Here is a 22,727-nt window from a genome sequence, read left to right on the forward strand (position 1 = left end):
TGGTATTACTTAACTTCATTGGCTCGACAGACCATTCTAAACTGCTTAGGCGACAGCTGGGTATGACGACGGAAAAATTTGGTCATATTGGTCGCCTCATTGAAACCAAGATTTAAGGCGATATCGGTAATGGAATAGTGGCTGAATGCCAGCAGGCGTTTCAGTTCAATCAGAAGGCGATGGTCCAGCAGCTCTTTCACGGTGTGGCCCGTGTTTTCTCTGGAGACCTTGTTGATCTGTTTGCAACTCTTTCCCAACGCTCTGGCGTATTCATTCACATTTCGTGAGCGACGGAAGTCAGACTCAATCATGGACTTCAGCTGGTAGAACGTCGTTGAGCGTGCAGCACTTGCCCGGAGGTTTTTCTTTGCCTGATGCTCCCTGACCAGAGACTTGATAATAACGGTTCGCAACAGGGTTCTGACCACTTCGCCACCAAAGGGCAGGTCATGATTGTTAAACTCATGCCAGAGGGCCTGAAAGAGTCCAAGCAGTGCTAATTCGGGGTCCTGTAATGTATTGATCTCAGAAAATGCAGTAACAATCAGATCTTTTAATGAATCATCATTACCAAAAAACAGAGTCTCATCACTGAATGCCAGTACATAGCCGGTTACATCGGGGTTGTAACAAAACTGATGCACCTGGTATCGAGATAAAAAGAACATGGTACCGGCTTTGAATCTGTATTTTTTGTAATCAATAAAGTGCTCACCTTTTCCGGAGGCAATATAAATGATGGCATTAAATTGAAGACGGTGTGGTTGTATAGACAGGTCAAACCGACGTTGATAAAACTGGTCCATGGACGACAGGTTGAGATCGATGTCTTCCCGTAGTTTTTCCAGACTGATGCTATCAATATCCTTGCTATTCATTTTCAGTTTGAACAATCCATGGGCAGTATTTCCTGTTGAACGATTATGCCGTTAAATGCCAGGCAAGGTGATGACAGTGGTCAATAAATGACCACTGCTGTAGAGGTAGTTCAGTTACCCAGATTCATGCTCTCGAGCCATTGCTGCAGGCGCTGCCCGGTCAGCTCCGGCTGATTATCTTCGTCCAGTGCCAGTCCGACAAAGTGGTTGCCTCGAACAGCCCGGGACTCGGTGAACTCATAACCTTCAACTGGCCACTGGCCAACCAGCTCGGCCCCTGACTGCTCAACGGCTTCAGCCAGGTTATCCAGGGCATCGACAAAGGTGTCGCCGTACTCTTTCTGATCTCCCAGGCCAAACAGGGCAACGCGAATACCGCTCAGGTCGGCATCTTCCAGATCCGGCATAAAGTAATCCCAGTCTGGCTGCAGTTCGCCCTGGTTAACGGTAGGCGCGCCCATGATCAGCATTTCATAGTCAGTCAGACTGTCTGCAGAACAGTCCGCCACATCCAGGCAATCCGCTTTTAGCCGCGCAGCGATGATTTCTGAAATCCGTCGTGTGTTTCCAGTGTCACTGCCGTAGATAACTGCAATAGTTGCCATACAAGTTATTTCCATTCCTTTAATTGATTCAGCAAAGTGTGCTGATGTTGAACCTGTTGCCGCAGGCTGTCGGTATAGGCCTGAAACCGGGCAGGGTTTTTCTGTAATATCTGGTTAAAGCGGGACTCGCTGGTCAGCAGTTCCCGAACATCCTTTCTGGGTGTCCTTGAGTCCATCTGAAGCGCAGCTTTACCCTGGTCAAAGCGTCTTGGGTCAAACCGGTACAGTGGCCATAAACCGGTATCCACCATCTGCTGCTGATGCTCAACACCACAGCTCATATCGATACCATGGGTAATGCAGGCGGCATAAGCGATCACCAGTGATGGCCCGGGGTAATCCGCCGCTTCCTGAAGGGCTTTTAAGGTCTGGTTAATATTGGCTCCCATGGCAATCCTGGCGATGTAAATACCGCCCTGCAGCATCATGCTCATGGCCAGGTCCTTGCTTTTGCCCTGTTTACCCCGGTTGGCAAAACGGACCACGGCACCGGTTGGGGTCGCTTTGGATTGCTGTCCGCCAGTGTTGGCGTATGCCTGGTTATCCATGACCAGAACGTTGATATTTTCGCCACTGGACAGCACATGATCGAGGCCGCCAAAACCGATATCGTAAGCCCAGCCATCGCCACCGATGATCCAGTGGCTTTTCTCCACCAGATCCTTCAGGTAGTCCAGGTTCCCAAATGTTTCTTCCAGTTGCTGAATAGCCTGACGTTGACGTTCAACAGCGGACTCACTGTGATCAAAGGCATCCATCAAAATCTGCTGCTTCTGCTCATCAGGCAGGTCGTCAGCTATTAATGACAATTGTTCCAGTGCATAGGACCTGCGGCTGCTGCTGGCCAGTCGCATCCCCAGTCCGAACTCGGCATTGTCTTCAAAGAGGGAGTTTGCCCAGGCAGGCCCCTGACCTTCATGGTTCTTTGAATACGGTGTGGTTGGCAGGTTGCCGCCATAGATCGAAGAGCAACCGGTGGCATTGGCAACCATCAGCCGGTCACCAAACAGCTGGGTCAGCAGCTTGATGTAAGGGGTTTCACCGCAACCACTGCAGGCACCGGAATACTCGAACAGTGGTCTCAACAACTGACTGTTGCGTCCGTCAATCCGCTTTAGCTGGATCCGTTTGAGGTCAGGCAAATCCGACATGAATTCGTAGTTTTGCCGCTGTGTTTCCAGAATGGGGGCTTTTGCCGCCATGGTTAAGGTATCGCCCTTACGGTTCGCAGGGCATATCTGAGTGCATACACCGCAGCCGGTGCAATGGTCAGGGGAGACCTGTAACGTGAATAACTGGTCAGTGAAATCACGGTATTGATAGGGCATTGAAGTAAACGACTCAGGCGCATCATCAAGCTGCTCAGGACTGACCAGCTTGCTGCGGATAGCACCGTGTGGGCACATGAGACTGCACTGGTTGCACTGGGTGCAGTGTTCCGGTGTCCATTTCGGGATTTCAGTGGTAATACTTCTCCGTTCCCACTGGCTGGTGGCGGTTGGCCAGCAACCGTCAACCGGGAATGCACTGACGGGCAGGGCATCCCCTTTATTGGCCAGTATCAGGGCCGTGACCTTTTGTACCCACTCAGGGCTGTACTCGCTGATGACCGGTGTACGGAAAAGGGTACTGTTGATACTCTCTGGAATCGTGACCAGCTGCAGATACTGCTCTGTTTCATCAACAGCCTGTTGATTGGCTTCGACGATGGCAGGGCCTGCTTTCCCATAACTTTTGGCAATGCTCTCTTTTAACAGCTGGCGAACCTGTTCCATGGGCAGTATCTGGCTGATGGCAAAGAATGCGGTTTGCAAAATGGTGTTCTGCCGTTTACCCAGGCCCAGCTTTTCGGCAATGGCTGCCGCATCGATCACGTAGAGCGTTAATCGTCGCTGAAGGATAACGGCCTGAACTTCCTGTGGGAGATGATTCCAGGTTTCTTCGGCTGGCCAGGGTGAGTTGAGCAGCAACGTTGCACCTTCGGCAGCCTGCTCAAACATCTCCAGGCGGTAAATAAAATCAAACTGGTGACAGGCAATGAAACTGGCCTGCTGAATCAGATAAGGCGCTTCAATGGGGTGCTGATCAACGCGTAGATGGGAGGTGGTAACACTGCCGGATTTTTTTGAGTCGTAAACAAAATAGCCCTGTACATTCAGCGGGGTCTGTTCTCCGATGATTTTCAGGGTGTTTTTGTTGGCACTGACCGTTCCATCCGAACCAAGCCCATAGAAAATAGCATTAAGCTGTCGTTTGGGTTCCAGGCTGGTCTGAGGAGCAGGTAAAGACAAACCTGAGATATCATCCACAATGCCCACGGTGAAGTTATGCTGCAACGTACCATTGTGCATGGCCGCAAAAATAGCTCTGGCGTGGTTTGGATTGAACTCTTTTGAGGAGAGGCCATAGCGTCCGCCAGCGACCTTGGGAAGGTTCTGCCGTCCCGACTGTAAAATGGCCGTCACCACGTCCTGATACAATGGCTCACCCAATGAACCGGGCTCTTTGGTTCGGTCGAGCACGGTAAGACAGTGGGTGGTATCGGGTAATACGGCGAGGAAGTGCTTCAGTGAAAAAGGCCTGAACAGGTGAATGGCAATAACCCCCACCTTCTGGTTGAGTGGCAATAACTCATCGATCGCCTGTTGCACCGTGCTGGCAGCAGACCCCATGATCACGATGACATGCTCTGCTTCCGGGTGGCCGTAATAATCAAACAGGCGATACTCTCTTCCCGTCAGTTCGGCAAACTGTGACATTTTCTCAGCCACAATGTCCGGGCAGGCCTGATAGTAAGGGTTGATGGCTTCCCTGGCCTGAAAGAATACGTCCGGGTTTTGTGCGGTTCCCCGGATGGATGGGTTATCAGGGGTGAGCCCGCGGCGTCGAAACGCGTCCAGTGCTTCCTGACTGATCATTGCCTTGATGAGATCATCACTCAGCCATGAAATTTTGTTGATCTCATGGGAGGTGCGGAAGCCATCAAAAAAGTGCATGAAAGGAATGCGGGACTCAAGGGTTGCTGCCTGACTGATCAGGGCATAATCGTGAGCCTGCTGCACGGAGCCGGAAGACAGCATGGCAAACCCGGTTTGCCGGGCCGCCATGACATCGGAATGGTCACAGAAGATGGACAGGGCATGGGTTGCCAGGGTTCGGGCTGCCACGTGCATGACAAAAGGCGTCAGCTCCCCGGCAATTTTGTACATATTGGGGATTTTCAGCAGCAGTCCCTGGGATGACGTAAACGTCGTGGACATAGCACCTGCGGTCAGCGCGCCATGAACCACACCTGCAGCGCCTCCCTCGGACTGCATCTCCATGATTTTGGGAATGACTCCCCAGCAGTTGGTTTTTTCCTGACTTTCCCATACCTCGCAGGTTTCTGACATGGGAGAAGATGGCGTAATCGGATAGATTCCGATCACATCATTGCAGCGGTAGGCGATAGAAGCGACCGCTTCATTACCATCCATAGTGACCAGGCGGCTTGCAGGTGACATTGACATCAGCCGGTTACTCCGTCATATCTTTGATGATATCCAGCTTTTTCCACTGTTCAGTGTTTAATTTGATCGCTGGCTGTTCTGTAGAGGTTTCCACCTGTTCCTGGGTGATATGAACCGGCTGTAGGTTGTCGGATGTTCTGCTCAACTGTCCGACAGCATTAAATCCACTGAAAATAACCAGCCCTGAGGCAACGGTGAAAAAGGCGAATGCCACACTTTTCCTGAATGAACCTTTTTCCATTACGACAGACTCCGGTGAGGTATGTTGTTGGCCGGGCGAGCTGATGTTGTCTTTGTCTTGCGCTGGTAATCTTTCAGGCTCTGCTTACCCCAGGCTTTGATAAATTTCAGGAAGTCCGTCATGGCGCCAACCGGGCAGAGGGTTTTGCACCAGGGCCGGTAGATCATCAATGACGTTAGAATGATCACGAAGGTCAGGATGAACAGCTGGATTGAACCGGTCATGCCGAACATGATGCCAAAGGGTTCGTAGGCGATGGTTGCCGGATTTCGGAAATAGAGCCCGGCGGCCAGCACAGCCAGTAAAATGACTCTGGGCAGCCAGGTAAAAATACTGTGCTTTAGTGTCACCGTCGGTGGGTTGGTAATTTTTGCCAGGCACTGCTGAGTGGTTCCGAATGGGCAGATCATATCGCAGTACAGGTTTTTGTTGGTGGTCAACAAGGTGACAATGGTCAGGACCAGCAGGATAAGTGGCGTATAATTACCCAGGCCGGACATCCAGGTGCCGGAAATCAGAATCCCCAGTGTTGATGAAGAAAAGAGCGCAGAGGCGTAGAAACCAAACAGCACCAGGCTGGTAAGCATCAATCCCCATTCCATTTTCTTCCGCTGTGGGTGACGGGTTTTGCTGATCTGCCAGGCGGCAGCAAATGCCAGCAGGGCGACCAGATCCATCCAGCCCAAATAAGACCATGGACTTTTACTATCTACCAGGCTTAAGTTCATCAGCTCCTGTCGCACCGGTTCCGCGGCCAGGTTGGCACCACGAAGAATGGCCGAGGAAGACAGGGTTGCGCCGCTGATGGCATCCACTTGAAGGATATTTTGAATGGACTGGCCAACCATCTGTTCCGGGAATTTAGCAGCGATGATTTTCTGCAAATAGGAGGCGGTCTCCCTGGAGGAGAGGATTGCCAGCTGCTTGATGACACCCTGATCATCAATCATCAGTGCAATATCCATTTTTCCGCCGTAGCCAACCCCTGACCCCTGACTGAGCCATTGAGTATCCTGTCCGGTGTTGGTGGTTATCTTCAGGGTACTCTGGTCAGTGGTTACGATTTGGGCATTCTCAGGCAGTAAGTGGCTGAGCTGTTCCGTTTCCAGATTTGACAGGCGTGCTCCGCCCAGTACCCAGGCAATGACCAGCAGGATGATTGACCCGATGACGGCCAGTTTTTCCGGCAGCTGCCTTATTTTCTGTCGTTTATTGTTGTTGGACTTGGTTCTACGGGTGTCCACTGCCCCATGACCTGCATGATGTTGTGATTTCATTGCATTTCAAAAGGGGCCCTGTGGCCCCGGTTATTGTCAGGATTGATTTGCGGCCGGTTTGTTGAGCACAAACAGTACTTTGAGCAATATGGCCCCACCCACAATCAGGCCAGTGCCAACAAAACCAAGGAAGTACCAGCCAGCATTGCCTTCATTTTCACCCAGCAGGGTAAAGGCGCCGGCGATGGTCAGCAGCAGGCTGAACCACCAGCCGCCAACCAGAGACCATTTCCACCAGTTCATGGCCAGCTGAACATGTTTTGCCCACTGACCTGCCCCGGCAAAGACCAGTACCTGAAGGGCGCCAAGAAGCATCCAGAATGGTGGATCCAGCAGTGTTGATTGAGGAAACATCAGAAGCCCTCCCAGTTGCCATCGTATTCCCAGGTTTTGGTGACCTTGAGGTAGTTTTCCGAACGCAGCCATTCCGGTGGTTCGTGGTAGCCGGCAAAATTACCGCCAGTCCAGTCAGGGTGATACGCTTCTGCTTCCGGGTAATAGAAGAAGTTGTGCTGCATGGCCAGCAACGTTTTACGGGTGATGCCGGTAGGGTCCCTGGGGTCCATCTCTTTCACGATGGTGTGAATCCAGTTGTTTTTCCGTGTGTAAGGACATACGGCAATACAGACACGGCAACCCTTGCCACTGTCGGTCGGGGCTGTACTCCAGAAGCGATAGCAACTGTCCTGATTGAACGCGAATTTTCTGAAACCACGAACCACGGAATCCGGTTTGCTGGCTTTGGAGATGGAACCACTGGGGCAGGCATCCGCGCAGATTTTGCACTCTTCACAGAATGCCCGGACATGGGTATTAATGGGTTTGTCCGGCTCAAGATCCAGGTTGGTAATCACTGCCGCCAGTCGTATATTTGGCCCAAGCTCCGGTGTGATCAGGACACCGTTGCGAGCGGATTCACCCATGCCTGCCTGAATCGCGATGGGCGGTAATACCGTTTCATAATCACCACCCGGCCATTGTGGTCTGGCCGCATAACCCAGTTCTCCTAACCAGGCTGCAAGCAGGCCAGAAGCGGTTTTGGCTCGGAAATAGCCGTCGTAGGAGGTGGAGTAACCGGCGGCGGCATACATTGGATCCCAGTTCATGGGCACACCAAAGACGATGATGTTTTTCCAGTGTTTTGGAATATCCTCACCCCAGTTGCGGTTACCACCTTTCATGCGCATCATGTTTTTGAAGACAAATGCCGGGTCCAGTTTGGTAATACCGACGATGCTGGCACCAAAGGTGAAAACCATTTTTTTAACCAGCTTTGAGGCGTGAGCCGGAGACTGGAACTCGGCGGGTTCACCCTGTACCCATTTGAAATCGTCAATATCGGGATGGTCCACCGGCTTGGGTGGGAAATTGGATTGATCCAGACCTTTTAGCCAGGAGCGACCATTGGCCCAGGCCAGGGCAAAACGATCACGGTGCTTCTCCCGGTGCTGGGCACGACGGTTCTGTTCAACAAATGCCTGCAGCATTTCCGGCCAGCGGTCCGGATGACGGGCGTAGTATTTTTTGACCTGTTCATCTTCCAGGGTTTCCCAGCCATTGTTGGGGTCCCAGCCATCCTGAATAGCTTTGCCAATGACCGGGAAGCGGTTGAACAGGTAGTCTTCCCATTCCGGGCGTTCGATAGGGCCCACAACCTCCAGGGTCGGAGCATGATCTACTTCGAACGGTTTGCGGTTAAAGAACATATCTTTACCCGCTTCGGTTCTGCCCCAGCCAACATTGGCATCAGGGTCCCGTCCCAGAACAAAGCCTGCACCGGCGGCAGCACCAATGGTGGTACCTGCAGCTGCCAGTCCCCCCAGTTTAAGAAAATTACGGCGGGAAGTGACGGCTGCACCTTCACCGTTGACTTGATTAGACACATTAAACTCCGGTTGTGACAAAAGTAATCGGTTCAGCGTGTTCAGAGCGAATGACTTTCAGCTCTTGATGAAAGTGGTGAAGGTAATGATCGGACAGTGTCGTCAGTTTCTGGAAAACGAGTTCTGCATCTGACCAGTGTTGTAAGTGATAGTGGGCAAGAAACAGGTGCTCAAGACACCAGTGGTCGTTGTCATCAATACTCAGCAGTACGTCCAGGTCGTCAAGGAGGGGCTGCCACTGTCCCGAAGCAGCGAGGGATTTCGCCCGGAAGTGCAGGACATCAAAGCTGCTTTCGGCGATCTCCAGATAGGCCGAGAACTGGTCAACAGCGGTTTCATGATCTTCTTTCGCCGCTGAATACAGACCGTGCAGTCGATAAAGTTCCGGTGAAACAATCTGATGTGCTTCAGCCCGCTCCAGCCAGATACCGACATTGTCCAGATCATTCAGTGCCATATAAGCACTTAAGGCGGTGATGTAGGCGGGTGGAATGGTCTGGTTGCGTTGAAAAACAGCTTCACACTGACTGGCTGCCAGCTCAAACTCGCTTTGCTGGTAATAACAACCGGCAAGATTTTGATAACCGCCAACAAAGTCCGGCGCCAGCTCGGTGCAGGTTTTAAAGGATTCTGTCGCCTGCTCCATGTTTCCTGCCAGTAACAGACAGAAACCTCGATGGTAAAAGGCCAGATGGTTATCGGGGTTCAGTTCACAGGCGTTGTTCAGGCTGTCCAGTGCCTGTTCCTGCTCACCCATCTGCTGGAAGATGAGACCACGCTTCAATGCAATCTCGTCGTCCGGTATTTTTGACTGAGCATGATTAATCACAATCAGTGCAACCTGACTCAGCTGTACCTGCATTAACAGATTGAACAGCGCTCTGAGCTCATCCGGAGAAAACCGCTCCCTGCCCATCAGTTCACTGATGACCGATGCAACCGTTTCATGCTCCAGCCAGTCCTTGTGGCGCGGGTCCTCTTTCTGGGAGAGGTTACTGAACTGACTGGAGAGAAAGTTCAGTCGGGTTTCCAGTCGCTCCTGAAGCTCTGGCTCTGAAATAAATGGGTGTGTTTGCTGCTGAAGCTGTTGGAACAGCTCCAGCCATTTTTGAGAAATCATGGGCATACTTGGTGGCAATTTCGCCAGAGCGATAAAATGTTGCCCATCATAAGGATCAGCAGTCTGCTTAAAAGGTCAGAAAATACCGGAAAAAGGTAAAAAAATGCCCTTGGGGTGGGTTTTTGATCCAGGTCAGTAATTAATGCCAATCAAACTTTCTAACTCCCTGCTGCGTTGAGGATTTGAGCCTTAGTCCTGCATTGGTGATCGTCGCCATGTCTTAAGGCCCAAATCTTCATGCTCATCACGGGAATTGGTAAGCACGATTGGTATAAATCAGCTTATTCTATTGGGCTGAATCAAACGCTTCCAAACCAGGTTAAGCGCAATGACTCCCGGCAGACCAAAACAGACCAGTCCCATTGCGCCGGATTGAGGTTCTCCTTCTGCAAAGGAGGCCCATGACCAGCCTATACAGATCCAGAGAGTCACAAAGATTCCAAGAAGGGCACCATTAATCACCCAGTTGAGTTGATACTGTCTGCTGATTGAGGCATACCACCACATTGCCCCGGTGGTCATCATACCCATCAGATACCACATCAATCCGATCATGCTACTCCCCCGTTTTAGAATGCCAGAAGGCGGTAACCGCCTTATCGTTATCCATATTTCCGTAGCCAAACAGAATGTCTGCCTCGGTCATCAGCCGGTGTACAAATCCGGAGGTGAACGTATTGGTTGCATCAATTAAACGGTGATGCCAGAAGTCAGGCTTATTCCATGGACAGGCTTTAATACAGATCACGCAGCCAATGCCATTATCACCCCAGTATTTGAAGCATTTCTTGGCGTCATTATAAAACTTCCTCACACCGGGCTGACCGTGCCATGCATAATCAGGGTCATCACTGCGCTCATAGGTGGGTATCAGAGAAGGCTTGTCATCCTGACTGATGGCTTTGGAAGGGCACTGATCGGCACACCGTTTGCAGTTCTCACAGAACTCCATAATGCCAAATGACCGGGGTTTGTCGTATTCAACAAACTCAAAATCCGTATAGACACGGGCCAGGCGGACACGATTACCAAGCTGAGGGACAATCAGGGTTCCGTTTCGGGCACCTTCACCCAGTCCTGCTGCAATACCATAGGCAACACTGTTACCAAGGTCATTACCAGCCGCTACGGCTTGATAACCTAAACGACGAAAGAAGTCTGCAAGCTGTCCTGCAACCGGGTGCTCTCTCAATTTGATAACTGACTCATAGGTTAGCTTCAACCTTTCCAGTCATGAACTCAGACCAAAGTTGTTCCCAGCGCCCCTTACTCTGGATCAGTGCTCTTGTTGTCAAAAGCACTTCCGCTCCTGTTGCTTTCCACCTCATTCCAGAACCACATAATCGTTGCTTTACCAGAGTCTTACAAGCCGCTTCAGTAACTCCTGAACCTATTGGCCAATGGCGTTTAAGCGCCTGATGATAATTCATTAACTGGTGATTGTTTGTAAAATAGCTCACAGCTTTGTAGCGCTTCTCTGTCAGTGCGATTGTCTTTTTCGGGAGCTCGGCTGATTCAATTTCCTGAAGGATTTTTTTGGCTGCTCCACGCTTGTTTTTCAAACTATGTAGCCTGTCTTCAAGCCACTGGTGTCGCTTCGCCTTACTGGTTGGAAACAGTGCTTCCGCTGCTCCAGCTAAATATTCAGATGCATGATAAAAATCGAGTATCTGCCCAGAGGTATGTTGTTTCAAATAACTCCAGTTTTCTCTAGCCCCGTCAGCTACCCCGATGTATGTGGCATTTGGGTAGAGTCGTTTTAGATCTGCAATCTCCTCGTCGAGCTTGCTCATAAAGCTTTGTTTACCATACTCTGGCGAACTGGCTGTATATATCGTGTGGAGCCTGTCTCCATCTGCAGAATATAGGCTCAATGTCCCACACATGGCTTCCCTCCAGCCTTCTTCACAAAGCAGCATGCAGGTTCCATCCAGACCAATGGCTATTGTTTCAACAGGCTCTTTTAGTGGAGGAAGGTGGTAGTGAGTGTCTTGCTGGTCTTCAATTAATGCACCTACTCTGTCCGATAAATGCTTGATATAAGAATTTGAAAGCGTCCTTTGATGGTTGGTCTCAAAATCTTCTTTTACCGCAGGCGCTGGCATCTGGCTGTATTTCCAGGCGATAGACTTGGCAAATTTGGGGGTAGCTGAACCAATAATACCGGCACGAAGATCAAGTGCTGCCAGAGTACTGCCACCTCTGACACCCTGATATACGGAGCGCTCCAAAGGTATACGACCGTATAAGGTTTCATAGTGCTTAAGAACCTTTCCTTTGTAGTTCCACTTCTGCTGATTAACGACGATAGGTTCTTTATTGGGTGATTCAAATAGCCCCAATAACTCTTTTGTTCCAAGCTGCCCGGCTTCATTGAGTGCACGCTGTAAACTATCTTCAAGATTCAGCATGTTGCCTGAATCTATAGAAACTTCAATTTGCAAAACGATGCTTTTGGTAGAGCTGGAAATAACAGAAGCGGGCATGACAGTTAACTATTATGAGTGGTGTTCCCATAGTAGCTGTGAAAATAGAGCACTATTGTTTCAATCATTCAGAGAGAGCACCCAATGTCTATTGATCTTGAGAAGCAAATAGTCCTTCTGGCTAACCGTTTCAAGCAAGTTCTCAAGGTCAGATTCTGCCGCTCAATCCGCTGAGTAAAGTACTTTCCAATGATATGTTTATCTTCTGATAAACAGGATGTATATGGTTGCCAGTCATCTGTGCAGTAAAAACTAACTTTGAAGCGGGCCAGAAGCTCCAACAGCTTTTTGAGCGTCTCTGTGCTTCTGGGGCCGAACGCATGGGCAATGATCTTCTTGAAACGTGGCTCCCATGCATAAAACAGCCAGCGTTGCTGCTTCTTGCTACCAACAAATGACCACTGCTCATCCATTTCGAAGATAATCTTGACCTGGGCATTTTCGAAGGGGAGTTGTGTTACTGTTGGCGGGTCGAGTTTTTTAAGCGAGCCAATACAGTCGTTGGACTGATCTCAAGGACACGTCCGATATCTCTGACCCCGGAGCCATTCATGGTCATCTTTATGATCTGCTCATGAGTACCAGGCAGATTGCCATTATAGCGATACTCGAGTTGGAAGCTCTTATTACAGTCCTTGCATCTATACCGCTGGTGACCCGTCTCAGCTTTCCCGTTCTTAACAACATTGAACGTTTGTTGACAATGGATACAGGCAACTTGAACTTCAGCCATAGATGACTCAAAAAGACAGGAATGTATCAGATCAACAGCTTTGGCACATCACCGAAAATAGCGTATTACTGCGTGAAATAGCGGGAAAACGGCTATTTCTTGATGCCTGAAACTAGTTAACTTACTGAAAAAAAAAGAGAACCCTAATTTAAAACTAGGGTTCAAATCATATCTTTTTAATAAATACCAACTGTCTAACTTATTGATGCTTGTTGCTTTTATTCTGGTAATACCGTTATCGAAGTTTATAAAGTCCAGGAAGTGTCCAACAAATTTAACCTAAGCGATAGTTAACGGAAGTATTCGCTCTCAGCCTGCAAGTTTGAATCACTTATCTGACAGCATTCCAGTTGTCTGAAATCATAGGTAACCCCATTGCCTTGTAAATGTAGTTACTTCCTTTTTCCTGGTTGAGGCACTCAATAGCCAGTCGATTTACCACCTTTACAGGGAAAGCCTGCCCCTTGTTTCCTGCGCTTTTGCCAATTACCAGGAAGTACCCACCCTTTCTTCTGTCGTTAAACAGTGCGACGACCATGCTGTTGATGTGTTTGACTCTGGCTCTTTCAACAGATTCGTCAGGCAGCGTTGTTTTCGTTCTGACTCCTTCTACGATTATCTGTTTAAGCGTAGACATCACCTCTGTGCCAAAGAGTGTTTCCAGAAATTTGTGCTTTTGCTGATCTGTGAATACATCCAGACGCTTACAGTCTCTAAAATCAAACAGCGGCTTGCCAATAAACCTGTCGTACATGACGTTAGCCATGAGTTCGAATTCTTCGTCAGCCGGTGTTGCTTTGCGCTCCCTGTCAAATCCCCAGCCGAATGGATACTGCTTCAGCTTGAAGAGCTTTAAAATATCATCAGCGTACCTGCGAACACATTGTCGCTGACTTTCCGAATGCATTGAGGCTCCTTTTTCAAACTCAGCCAAAAATTCCCTGCGTGTCCATTTTGCTGGATCACCTTTTACATCCCAGCTTTTTGGAAAGACTACTGACTGTTTTAGCAGGTGCAGCATGGTGCCATCAATATTGCCGTCCTTACTGGGGACTTTTTCATTCTCTGCTATTTCAGAGAGTTTTCTTGCTGAGGGTGGAGCAATCTGTTCGGCAATCTGGCGGTAGCCTACGGTTTCTGAAAACTTGTGGACAGATTCACTGGGTTTCATCGCCTGCTGTTTGACCTGGTTAAGATCACTGACAATGGTTTTTGATTTTTCTGCACAGCGCTCTTCCAGAAATTTATCAAGCTGTTGTCTTTCACGCTCGCTTTTACAGCTTTCTACAAATTTCAGCACTGCATCTGCAATAGCCATGTCTTCCTTAAGCTTGCGGATGTCTGCGATTGATGGGTAGGTTTTAGTGACAACAGCAGGAGTAACAGGCTTTGGTTTTTCCTTTGCCATAGGTGGTCTGCTGGCAACAGGTTTAGGTTTTGCTTCAGGCCTTGGAGTAAATGGTTTTGATATAACTGGTTCTGGCTTTGTTTCTTCTTCTTTTTTCTTTTTGGACTGTTCAAGGAATTTACGGCCTTCTTCAAGTATTCTATCTACTTCCTCCATTCCTTTTTCTGTGTCTTCCCGGTGCTTTCTTTCCAGTTCTGATAGCTTTGAGCTTGAGCGTTTATTAGTAGTGTCTGTGTTGTCCTGCTTTTTATGACTTGTTGATGGTTGATTAAGAGATCCAGCTACAGGCTCTTTTGTGTCTTCATCGTCAGATTTTGGTTCATCGAGACCAGAATCACATCCAGGATCTCCATCATCGGGAGCTGAAGGTGCCGAAACTCCAGAATCTCTTGCCAGTGCGTTAACCTCATTTTTCATAAAGTTAAAAGCGGAAAGTGCCTGTAGCCTTCTGAGAAGAGACTTATCGGTATCCGACTCTACCTTCTCCTGAGCATCTTTAAAGGTAGGATTACTGAAGGCTTTGGCTATGCAGGCAGTCCTGACATCATCCATGAGCATATCCATTTTGTCAGTCATTTGCTCAATGGCATGCCGGACAACCTCACTTTTCGCTTCCATACTTGCTGGCATTAGCTTGTCGAGCTGATAAACACGTCGAACATACTCAGTAAAGTGGTGTGTGGCTTTTGTTTTGTCAGGGGTAACAAAGTCATGGGCACTATTTCTGAAAAATGCTTTTAATTTCTCTGTGGCCTTTTCTCCATTGCCCTCTCTGATTTGTTGTAAGTCTTGCTGCAGTTCTTTATCAAATCTCTGGTAGCGAACATCAGGTGCTTCCCAAACTTCTATGGGTAGTTCCAGATCCATCTCTAAAAACTCGTCCATTTCTGAGTCTGAAATTTGAAGGTCATCTAATAGCCTTTGAGAGTTCGGTTCTTTAGGCTTTTCTGACTCTTTGTTTTTCTTTTTTTCTGCCGGTTTTTCCATTTCTGGCATCATCATTCCAAGCAGTTTTTCATGTTCCAGATGGGGAGTCTTTTCAATATCAGAGAAAAAAGGGTGTACTTGTATAACAGTCTGAAGATTGTACTTGTTGAGGCTTTTGTGGGGAGGAGTAGGCGCCAGGTTATTAGTGAGAATAGATTTTTGGCCAAGCAATTCATCTCTTTGGTGGCAAGTCCATCGCCCTGTATGTGCAGAGTTATTGTCATGGAGAGCAGCAGAGGAATAGTGTGAGTTAAGGGGGTATGGTAAGAGTTGGTTATTAGTATCCACTTGATGATCCCTGACTTTAAATAGCTTGATTCAGTGAAGTTGGAGTTTTATCAATCCAAAAAATTCAATGCCAGATCAGGTAATTCGTGATTATTTCGTAAATTACTGAATAAAAAAAGTTATTTTATACTTCTTTAATGCATGCATTGTTAGGAATGATAGTGCCTATTAGCTGTTGATTTAGTCGATCTGAAGTGTCCAAAAAGTCTCCAGAAAATAGCGTATTACTGCGGGAAATAGCGGGAAATAGCGGGAAAACGGCTATTTCTTGATGCCTGTAATTAGTTAATTTATTGAAAAATGTAGAGAACCTTAATCTTAGACTAGGGTTCAAATCATATCTTTTTAATAAAGGCTAACTTTCTAACTGGCTGATATATTGTGATTTTTTGGTTTGTAAAACAGTTAGAGAAGTTTTAATAGTCCAGAAAGTGTCCAAAAAGATGTTCTTACCTATATTTTGGGGTGTGGGTTCTTGTGATAAAGCTTTGTTGAAATGATGACTTACCCTAGGCCATTCATCTTTGGCTTTAACTGCAATCTACTATAAAAAATACTGTTTAAATGCTTCGATAAATTATCAGTTAAATATAATCTGTCGTATATATGTATGATGAGAGCAAATGAACTTTTTGTTTTTAATAGATCTCTAAGCTTTTAACGAGTATTTGACAATAAAAAATAGAGGTCTTTTTGATGAATGTCGGTGGCCAAACTGTATCATATAGTAATCAAGTCTATAACAGACTTACAGAGGACGTATCATTCCAGGATGCCGACAATTCAGAGCAACAGAGTGAACGCAGTAAGCCAGGCTGTTTTACCCGTGCTATGAAGTGGGTATGTGAGCATCCCTGTAAATCATTTTTCATTGCAGTCGGGGTCGTAGGTGTTACATCAGGTACGGTGAGTCTTGGAGTGGTTTTGGGTCTTGGTGGGGCTGGTGTAGCCTTGTCTGCTAGAAATACAACATTGGCACCTAATGTCACTAACTTCATGACAACTAATGGATCGGCAGAAACCTCTCAATCAACAACTACTACTTCTGACTTTGCGCCATCAACATCACCGGCTCCTGTTTCGCTTAAAACAACACAGGAACAAACAACCACAGATTCAGGTAGGGTCGAGAAGTACAGAGGTGCATATTGTGAAGGGCAGTATGTTGAAACTTGGCATTATTGTTGTGAAGATCCTGAAGATACTTCAGGGCAAAATAAACATTACTTCAGGGATGCAAACTCAACATATACCAACCCATGGGGGGCATCGTGTCCAGGCCATGAAGAATATTGGTTCCCAGGAGAAACTGAATGTACGAAAAATGATAGGGCCGAAGAGGCAGCATCAATGACAGAATATTGCAAAGATCAGCACAATAGTACCGCTAAATTTGATGATTAATATTTTTATTAAGAAAGTTGCAGCAGTAGGCTCTAAATACTTTTTTAATTGTATTCTCTAAGTATTAATTTCCGGCAATTTTTTATAGTGAAAGGTTTTTGGTTGATGGTTTATATGACTACTAGCCATTCTGACTCTGGATTAAGGGTCTAGGGGCTGTTTTGTTGTAATGTAAGTGTCCAAAAAGTGTCCAGAAAATTGAGTATTACTGCGTAAAATAGCGTAAAAACGGTGATTTCTTAATCTAGGATCTTTCATAACTTACTGAAAAATATAGAGAACCCTGATCTTAGACTAGGGTTCAAATCCCGCCGCCTCCACCAAATAGAAACCCGGTTGGTCCTGGATCTTCCGGGTTTTTTTATGGCTGGACAGAAGCGGTTTTTGCCGAAGTGCCCAACTGGATTCTCGTTGTTCCACGAATTCGGCGGTTGGGCGCTGATTTCCGTATTCAATATTTTCCAAACGCTGTTCGCAAATACCTCATTCTTTCATCAGACACTCTGCTTGTTTTTCGTGAAATGGTAGCTTCTCGACAATCTTCTCAAGCAAATTTTTATAGGTTCATATAGGTCAACTCGGATTCCGAAACTAAGGTAGGGTCTATATCCGCTGCATACAATACGCTTTGAGCCGTTCTGTCTATTTGCTGGGAGGCTTGGGACGAGCTTGTGGCATGTTGAATCATTATTTGTGGTGTGGATGCCCAGCTATCAAAAGGCGGAAGTGTCGTCTTTGGCTCACATGAGCTGAGGATCACTGGATTATTACTAAAAGTTGGTGTGTTTAAAGAAAAATGGGGGAGGGGAAAGCCATCCTGCCCTGGGGTTAAAACGCCCTCGGAGTCGGTAGACCCATTTGATGCGCTATCCGGTGCTGGTGATTGTGACTGATAGTTCAAGTCTGCCGATGAGTGATAGGCTGATAAACGTGAATTTCGTCTTGGACCTAAATCATCAACTCGATATGAGTGTTCACCAATCTCTTTATACCCCTGCTCTGGTTTATGCTGCTTTTTACACTTTTTAATTAATGAGATGGTCTCATTTAGTATTCTCTGTTTGGTGCGCACATCCGTTAAAAGCATTGATCTTGGATGGGTGCTCTCTCAATTTGATAACTGACTCATAGGTTAGCTTCAACCTTTCCAGTCATGAACTCAGACCAAAGTTGTTCCCAGCGCCCCTTACTCTGGATCAGTGCTCTTGTTGTCAAAAGCACTTCCGCTCCTGTTGCTTTCCACCTCATTCCAGAACCACATAATCGTTGCTTTACCAGAGTCTTACAAGCCGCTTCAGTAACTCCTGAACCTATTGGCCAATGGCGTTTAAGCGCCTGATGATAATTCATTAACTGGTGATTGTTTGTAAAATAGCTCACAGCTTTGTAGCGCTTCTCTGTCAGTGCGATTGTCTTTTTCGGGAGCTCGGCTGATTCAATTTCCTGAAGGATTTTTTTGGCTGCTCCACGCTTGTTTTTCAAACTATGTAGCCTGTCTTCAAGCCACTGGTGTCGCTTCGCCTTACTGGTTGGAAACAGTGCTTCCGCTGCTCCAGCTAAATATTCAGATGCATGATAAAAATCGAGTATCTGCCCAGAGGTATGTTGTTTCAAATAACTCCAGTTTTCTCTAGCCCCGTCAGCTACCCCGATGTATGTGGCATTTGGGTAGAGTCGTTTTAGATCTGCAATCTCCTCGTCGAGCTTGCTCATAAAGCTTTGTTTACCATACTCTGGCGAACTGGCTGTATATATCGTGTGGAGCCTGTCTCCATCTGCAGAATATAGGCTCAATGTCCCACACATGGCTTCCCTCCAGCCTTCTTCACAAAGCAGCATGCAGGTTCCATCCAGACCAATGGCTATTGTTTCAACAGGCTCTTTTAGTGGAGGAAGGTGGTAGTGAGTGTCTTGCTGGTCTTCAATTAATGCACCTACTCTGTCCGATAAATGCTTGATATAAGAATTTGAAAGCGTCCTTTGATGGTTGGTCTCAAAATCTTCTTTTACCGCAGGCGCTGGCATCTGGCTGTATTTCCAGGCGATAGACTTGGCAAATTTGGGGGTAGCTGAACCAATAATACCGGCACGAAGATCAAGTGCTGCCAGAGTACTGCCACCTCTGACACCCTGATATACGGAGCGCTCCAAAGGTATACGACCGTATAAGGTTTCATAGTGCTTAAGAACCTTTCCTTTGTAGTTCCACTTCTGCTGATTAACGACGATAGGTTCTTTATTGGGTGATTCAAATAGCCCCAATAACTCTTTTGTTCCAAGCTGCCCGGCTTCATTGAGTGCACGCTGTAAACTATCTTCAAGATTCAGCATGTTGCCTGAATCTATAGAAACTTCAATTTGCAAAACGATGCTTTTGGTAGAGCTGGAAATAACAGAAGCGGGCATGACAGTTAACTATTATGAGTGGTGTTCCCATAGTAGCTGTGAAAATAGAGCACTATTGTTTCAATCATTCAGAGAGAGCACCCCTGCAACCAGTGACATTTCCGTATACTCATTATTGACTGATGCTGCAGACACCGCCGTTGGTGCAGTACGAATGGCTTCATAATCCTGTTCAAATGCCAGAACAATGACCGACTTGGGTTTAAAGGGGAAGTCATCCTCCCAGGTAAATGCCTTTTCCTGGACTGCGTCGTATATGGGGGAATAGTTCCAGCGGGGATCATTCCGGGTAATGCCCACACGGTCAGCACCATAAAGTCTGGCCGCACGCTTGATATATTGAGACGCTTCTTCTGGTGAGGAAAATTCCCATTGCACCGGTGCCAGATTGACCTGCTCCCAGGAGTGCTCTCCGGTATTGGGAACGCCAAACTTACTGAAAGGACCCAGGGATTTATCCAGAGGGCCATTAGCAGCGGTGCCCAGTGCCCAGTCAAGCTGTCGATACCCCAGGGTCGAATTATCCCAGGCGCTGGGGTCAACACTTTGATGATGTTTAAGGCTTTTCATGACATCCGAAAAGGTAAAGTCCGGGATGCCGATTTCTTCAGCAAATGCCCGGTTCCTTTCGGGGTACTGCTGCTGCAGCTTTTTTGAAATGGCGTAACTGAACACCATATTACGCTGGTCAAAAGGTGTTAACAGGGTGTCATCAATCTCAACGGGCAGTGTATCGTGGGGAACCCCCTGGACTCGATAGGCAATCCAGCCACCAGCTGCACCGGTAGCAGCAACACCGGCAGCAACTGCCCCCCACTTGAATAATTTTCGGCGATCAGGGTTATCCAGTGCCTCATCCTGATGCTCTCTGCTTGTATCTGGCTGCTTTTCCATGGTGGGTCCATTTAGCGGGAAATGGACCCATCATAACGACCCGCCGAATAAAGAAGCATAACAACATTGCTATGGCGTCATTCAACAATTAAATACGTTATTGCTTTGCTCCATATATTGAGAAAACATATCCAGAAAAGCCCTGGTTTTGTTTGGCATATAACTGTTGGAGTGGTAAATCACATAATAAGGTTGCTCATAGGAGTATCGCCCTTCAAACAGACAGACCAGCTCCTGACTTCGCACCAGCGGATTCACCATAAACTGAGGCACAAAACAAACCCCCATTCCCTTTCGTGCAAGTTCAATGGTCAGGTTCAACGACTCACAGGTAAAGGGGCCTTTTACCGTCACCTGTTCAACATTATCCTCCTCAAAATAAAACCATTTATCGACATCGCTCTCTTTATTATCAAACCGCAGGCAGTGCATATCTGCCAGATCCCTGGGGTGCTCAGGGTTACCATGTCGTTTAAGGTAATCGGGCGAGGCATAAAATCGACGGCTGCAGGTGAGAACTCGCTTGGCAACCATATTGGTGTTTCTGGGTGGCAGAGGATAGAAAATCAGATCAGCGTCTTGAACCTGATCCAGCTGATCATAAGACAGAATTTTATTGACGATATTTACCTTGGGAAAGGCAGTTAGATACAGTGGAAAAAACTCCTTCGTCAGTAACTCCGCAAAAAAAGGAAGCATATAAAGCGTCAGCTCACCGGCCGGCTCTTTTTGAAAATCATCAATACTGCTTTTTGCCAACTGGTATTCATCAACGATTTTCTTACTGTTCTTGTAAAACTGACTCCCCTGAGGCGTCAGAAAGATATGCCGACCAGTCCGCTCAAACAGGCGAGCCTGCAGGTTCTCTTCCATATGTTTGATTTTTCTGCTGACGGTAGACTGGGGGAGATCCAGTATATTGGCAGCTTCTGTAAAACTCAGTTCCTCCGCGACGCGGACAAATAAGGCAAGATCGTCGATTTTCATAACCACTCCAAACTCTGGCGTGAGTATGCATAAAAAACGATCACCGGATCTTGATGCGCATCATACGGAAGACTAATAGCTCCATAACATCAATAGCATAAATGCTATAACGCTCATCCATGCCATGGGGTAAGTCGCTCTGTTCATTAATGCCACAATACCCTTCCAGTTTTCAGGGCCTGAGTCTTCCATTATGAATAGAGAACCTCCTGCTTCCCCTTCAGCAAACACTTCAGTAAAAGCGTGGCGTTCACGCCTGATCACTATCATGGCTCTGGTATCACTGGTCGTGGCCTGGTGCATTGGATACAGCCAGGTGGAAGGACTGGAGTCCTCTCTCAGCCGACACTTCAATGCTACGGCTGTCACAGTACAACAAGATAGAAACCATTCGTATTTGGTGGATACAGCGGGCAGCAGTAAAAAAATATATGCTGCCATGGATAATGGTTATGGAGGGCCTCTTTCAATGGCCTTCACTCTGGATAAATACAACAAAATACGAAGTGTGGATCTTGTGTCCCATGTTGACACTCCGGGCTATGTCGCCAATGTGTTGAATCGGCGCTTTCTTGACCGGCTGGAAGGAAAAGTCATTACCAGCCCGTTCACTATTGGACAGGATATTGATGGGATCAGCGGCGCCACCCTCACTATCGTCGGCATGACGAACGCTGTTCGAAAAGCGGCCCATGAAGAAGCGCTTGCCCAGTCACTGACCATCAAAGCAGCGGAAACCGGCTCTCCAGTCAAGGTTTCGGATCTGGCTCTGGTTGTTCTGATTTTACTGGTCTTATTTGAGCGGCATTTGCCTTCCTCTATCCGAAAGTATCACATTCTTATTGTTGGGCTGTTATCTGTTGTCGTTATTGGTTACTGGGCAAATGTATCACTCTCCATCGCTTCGTTATCCTCATTGATGCTGGGCTATTGGCCGGACCCAGACCAAAATCTTGCCTTTTACCTTGTTCTTTCTGCCGTCGCTTTTGGCATTTTCTGGAAAGGAAAAAACCTGTATTGCAGCCAGCTTTGCCCATTCCATCATATCCAGCGCTGGCTGAATAAACTGGGACAAAATAACCTGCCCGTTGCCAACTGGGTTCGAAGCTATAGCATTAACATCATCAACACGCTGCTGTGGCTGGCTTTGATGCTCATTTTCCTGTCCCGCAACCCGGCACTGGGTTCGTACGAGCCATTTTCCATGCTTTTTTCTTTAGATGGCATCGGAATCCAGTGGTACATACTGCCATTGGCACTCACTGGCAGTTTCTTTATCAAAGATTACTGGTGTCGTCTGCTGTGCCCACTGGGTCGAGGCCTCAATTTAATGGTCAGACAACAGCAGCAGGTAAAAAGACTGATCAGAACCAAGGCTCTATGAGGAAAAACGCGATGTCTGATGTACAGAAAGCCAGTAGACAGGTAAATCGTTCGAAACCACAAAAAAAGAGCAAAAGAGGTACTTCAGTGGTTACACGCTATCTTACCACTGCCGGCTATATTACCACTCTGGCAGTTGTCCTTCTTTATATGGGAAGCGGGCTGGCAGGGCAATTTCTGGTGCAGTGATGCCTTGATGCAGAATGACGAACATGCTGTCCCAGCGGATGTTCGTCAA

General features: G+C 47.5%; 19 protein-coding genes. 2 read left to right on the forward strand and 17 right to left on the reverse strand.

The window, feature by feature from the left end; translation table 11 throughout:
• Positions 1 to 5: 5 nt before the first annotated feature.
• From ACOCLE_RS03165 to ACOCLE_RS03225, 13 genes are all read right to left on the reverse strand, one after another.
• Complete coding sequence (locus ACOCLE_RS03165) at positions 6 to 878, reverse strand: AraC family transcriptional regulator (protein ID WP_419535482.1); 873 nt, start codon at positions 876 to 878, stop codon at positions 6 to 8.
• 110 nt (positions 879 to 988) lie between these two features.
• The gene (locus tag ACOCLE_RS03170; RefSeq protein WP_419535483.1) at positions 989 to 1,483 is read right to left on the reverse strand and encodes a flavodoxin; all 495 of its coding nucleotides are present in this window, start codon (positions 1,481 to 1,483) and stop codon (positions 989 to 991) included.
• Between the two features lie 5 nt (positions 1,484 to 1,488).
• On the reverse strand, positions 1,489 to 4,986 hold the full coding sequence (gene nifJ, locus ACOCLE_RS03175; protein WP_419535484.1) for a pyruvate:ferredoxin (flavodoxin) oxidoreductase: 3,498 nt from the start codon (positions 4,984 to 4,986) through the stop codon (positions 1,489 to 1,491).
• Between the two features lie 13 nt (positions 4,987 to 4,999).
• Positions 5,000 to 5,233 (reverse strand): hypothetical protein, encoded by a 234-nt coding sequence (locus tag ACOCLE_RS03180; RefSeq protein ID WP_419535485.1) that lies wholly within the window; start codon positions 5,231 to 5,233, stop codon positions 5,000 to 5,002.
• Positions 5,233 to 6,510 carry a 4Fe-4S binding protein gene (locus ACOCLE_RS03185; protein ID WP_419535486.1) on the reverse strand — a complete coding sequence of 426 codons (1,278 nt, stop codon included), beginning with the start codon at positions 6,508 to 6,510 and terminating at the stop codon, positions 5,233 to 5,235. Before ACOCLE_RS03185 ends, ACOCLE_RS03180 begins: the two co-directional genes overlap by 1 nt.
• A 36-nt stretch (positions 6,511 to 6,546) precedes the next feature.
• A complete protein-coding gene (locus ACOCLE_RS03190) occupies positions 6,547 to 6,864 on the reverse strand; it encodes a hypothetical protein (RefSeq protein WP_020584789.1) in 318 nt (105 codons plus the stop codon).
• Positions 6,864 to 8,393 (reverse strand): 4Fe-4S dicluster domain-containing protein, encoded by a 1,530-nt coding sequence (locus ACOCLE_RS03195; RefSeq protein ID WP_066014696.1) that lies wholly within the window; start codon positions 8,391 to 8,393, stop codon positions 6,864 to 6,866. Before ACOCLE_RS03195 ends, ACOCLE_RS03190 begins: the two co-directional genes overlap by 1 nt.
• Position 8,394: 1 nt before the next feature.
• A complete protein-coding gene (locus ACOCLE_RS03200) occupies positions 8,395 to 9,519 on the reverse strand; it encodes a tetratricopeptide repeat protein (protein WP_419535487.1) in 1,125 nt (374 codons plus the stop codon).
• Positions 9,520 to 9,789: 270 nt separating this feature from the next.
• A complete protein-coding gene (locus tag ACOCLE_RS03205; protein WP_419535488.1) occupies positions 9,790 to 10,068 on the reverse strand; it encodes a hypothetical protein in 279 nt (92 codons plus the stop codon).
• A gap of 1 nt (position 10,069) precedes the next feature.
• Complete coding sequence (locus ACOCLE_RS03210; protein ID WP_419535489.1) at positions 10,070 to 10,735, reverse strand: reductive dehalogenase; 666 nt, start codon at positions 10,733 to 10,735, stop codon at positions 10,070 to 10,072.
• The gene (locus ACOCLE_RS03215; RefSeq protein ID WP_419532972.1) at positions 10,719 to 11,999 is read right to left on the reverse strand and encodes an ISKra4 family transposase; all 1,281 of its coding nucleotides are present in this window, start codon (positions 11,997 to 11,999) and stop codon (positions 10,719 to 10,721) included. Before ACOCLE_RS03215 ends, ACOCLE_RS03210 begins: the two co-directional genes overlap by 17 nt.
• 68 nt (positions 12,000 to 12,067) lie before the next feature.
• A protein-coding gene (locus ACOCLE_RS03220) for an IS1 family transposase (protein WP_419533461.1) occupies positions 12,068 to 12,732 on the reverse strand; the annotation gives its coding sequence in 2 pieces (ribosomal slippage) (positions 12,068 to 12,489 and positions 12,489 to 12,732; 666 coding nt in all).
• A gap of 331 nt (positions 12,733 to 13,063) precedes the next feature.
• Positions 13,064 to 15,298 (reverse strand): hypothetical protein, encoded by a 2,235-nt coding sequence (locus ACOCLE_RS03225; RefSeq protein ID WP_419533460.1) that lies wholly within the window; start codon positions 15,296 to 15,298, stop codon positions 13,064 to 13,066.
• An 813-nt stretch (positions 15,299 to 16,111) separates the two neighbouring features.
• Here ACOCLE_RS03225 and ACOCLE_RS03230 point away from each other — a divergent pair.
• Positions 16,112 to 16,819 carry a hypothetical protein gene (locus tag ACOCLE_RS03230; RefSeq protein ID WP_419533459.1) on the forward strand — a complete coding sequence of 236 codons (708 nt, stop codon included), beginning with the start codon at positions 16,112 to 16,114 and terminating at the stop codon, positions 16,817 to 16,819.
• A 556-nt stretch (positions 16,820 to 17,375) separates the two neighbouring features.
• On the opposite strand, the gene ACOCLE_RS03235 is transcribed toward ACOCLE_RS03230, so the two are convergent.
• The 4 genes from ACOCLE_RS03235 to ACOCLE_RS03250 form a co-directional block, all read right to left on the reverse strand.
• Entirely contained in the window at positions 17,376 to 17,906 is a 531-nt protein-coding gene (locus ACOCLE_RS03235; protein WP_419533458.1) for a hypothetical protein, read from the reverse strand.
• Between the two features lie 38 nt (positions 17,907 to 17,944).
• Positions 17,945 to 19,225 (reverse strand): ISKra4 family transposase, encoded by a 1,281-nt coding sequence (locus ACOCLE_RS03240; protein ID WP_419532972.1) that lies wholly within the window; start codon positions 19,223 to 19,225, stop codon positions 17,945 to 17,947.
• A 60-nt stretch (positions 19,226 to 19,285) separates the two neighbouring features.
• Positions 19,286 to 20,119: a hypothetical protein gene (locus tag ACOCLE_RS03245; protein WP_419535490.1), complete on the reverse strand. Its 834-nt coding sequence runs from the start codon at positions 20,117 to 20,119 to the stop codon at positions 19,286 to 19,288.
• 81 nt (positions 20,120 to 20,200) lie between these two features.
• Positions 20,201 to 21,106 (reverse strand): LysR family transcriptional regulator, encoded by a 906-nt coding sequence (locus ACOCLE_RS03250; protein ID WP_419535491.1) that lies wholly within the window; start codon positions 21,104 to 21,106, stop codon positions 20,201 to 20,203.
• A gap of 193 nt (positions 21,107 to 21,299) precedes the next feature.
• Here ACOCLE_RS03250 and ACOCLE_RS03255 point away from each other — a divergent pair, with 193 nt between their 5' ends.
• Positions 21,300 to 22,490, forward strand: coding sequence for an FMN-binding protein (locus ACOCLE_RS03255; protein ID WP_419535492.1), 1,191 nt, complete (start codon positions 21,300 to 21,302; stop codon positions 22,488 to 22,490).
• Positions 22,491 to 22,727 lie beyond the last annotated feature (237 nt).

Source organism: Endozoicomonas sp., from assembly GCF_965196975.1.
GTDB lineage: Bacteria > Pseudomonadota > Gammaproteobacteria > Pseudomonadales > Endozoicomonadaceae > Endozoicomonas.

Coding starts and splice junctions, on each gene's coding strand:
- ACOCLE_RS03185 (WP_419535486.1), bottom strand. CDS start 6,510: ATGAAATCACAACATCATGCAGGTCATGGGGCAGTGGACACCCGTAGA.
- ACOCLE_RS03165 (WP_419535482.1), bottom strand. CDS start 878: ATGAATAGCAAGGATATTGATAGCATCAGTCTGGAAAAACTACGGGAA.
- ACOCLE_RS03200 (WP_419535487.1), bottom strand. CDS start 9,519: ATGCCCATGATTTCTCAAAAATGGCTGGAGCTGTTCCAACAGCTTCAG.
- ACOCLE_RS03235 (WP_419533458.1), bottom strand. CDS start 17,906: ATGCTTTTAACGGATGTGCGCACCAAACAGAGAATACTAAATGAGACC.
- ACOCLE_RS03245 (WP_419535490.1), bottom strand. CDS start 20,119: ATGGAAAAGCAGCCAGATACAAGCAGAGAGCATCAGGATGAGGCACTG.
- ACOCLE_RS03180 (WP_419535485.1), bottom strand. CDS start 5,233: ATGGAAAAAGGTTCATTCAGGAAAAGTGTGGCATTCGCCTTTTTCACC.
- nifJ (WP_419535484.1), bottom strand. CDS start 4,986: ATGTCACCTGCAAGCCGCCTGGTCACTATGGATGGTAATGAAGCGGTC.
- ACOCLE_RS03230 (WP_419533459.1), top strand. CDS start 16,112: ATGAATGTCGGTGGCCAAACTGTATCATATAGTAATCAAGTCTATAAC.
- ACOCLE_RS03215 (WP_419532972.1), bottom strand. CDS start 11,999: ATGCCCGCTTCTGTTATTTCCAGCTCTACCAAAAGCATCGTTTTGCAA.
- ACOCLE_RS03190 (WP_020584789.1), bottom strand. CDS start 6,864: ATGTTTCCTCAATCAACACTGCTGGATCCACCATTCTGGATGCTTCTT.
- ACOCLE_RS03250 (WP_419535491.1), bottom strand. CDS start 21,106: ATGAAAATCGACGATCTTGCCTTATTTGTCCGCGTCGCGGAGGAACTG.
- ACOCLE_RS03255 (WP_419535492.1), top strand. CDS start 21,300: ATGAATAGAGAACCTCCTGCTTCCCCTTCAGCAAACACTTCAGTAAAA.
- ACOCLE_RS03240 (WP_419532972.1), bottom strand. CDS start 19,225: ATGCCCGCTTCTGTTATTTCCAGCTCTACCAAAAGCATCGTTTTGCAA.
- ACOCLE_RS03170 (WP_419535483.1), bottom strand. CDS start 1,483: ATGGCAACTATTGCAGTTATCTACGGCAGTGACACTGGAAACACACGA.
- ACOCLE_RS03205 (WP_419535488.1), bottom strand. CDS start 10,068: ATGATCGGATTGATGTGGTATCTGATGGGTATGATGACCACCGGGGCA.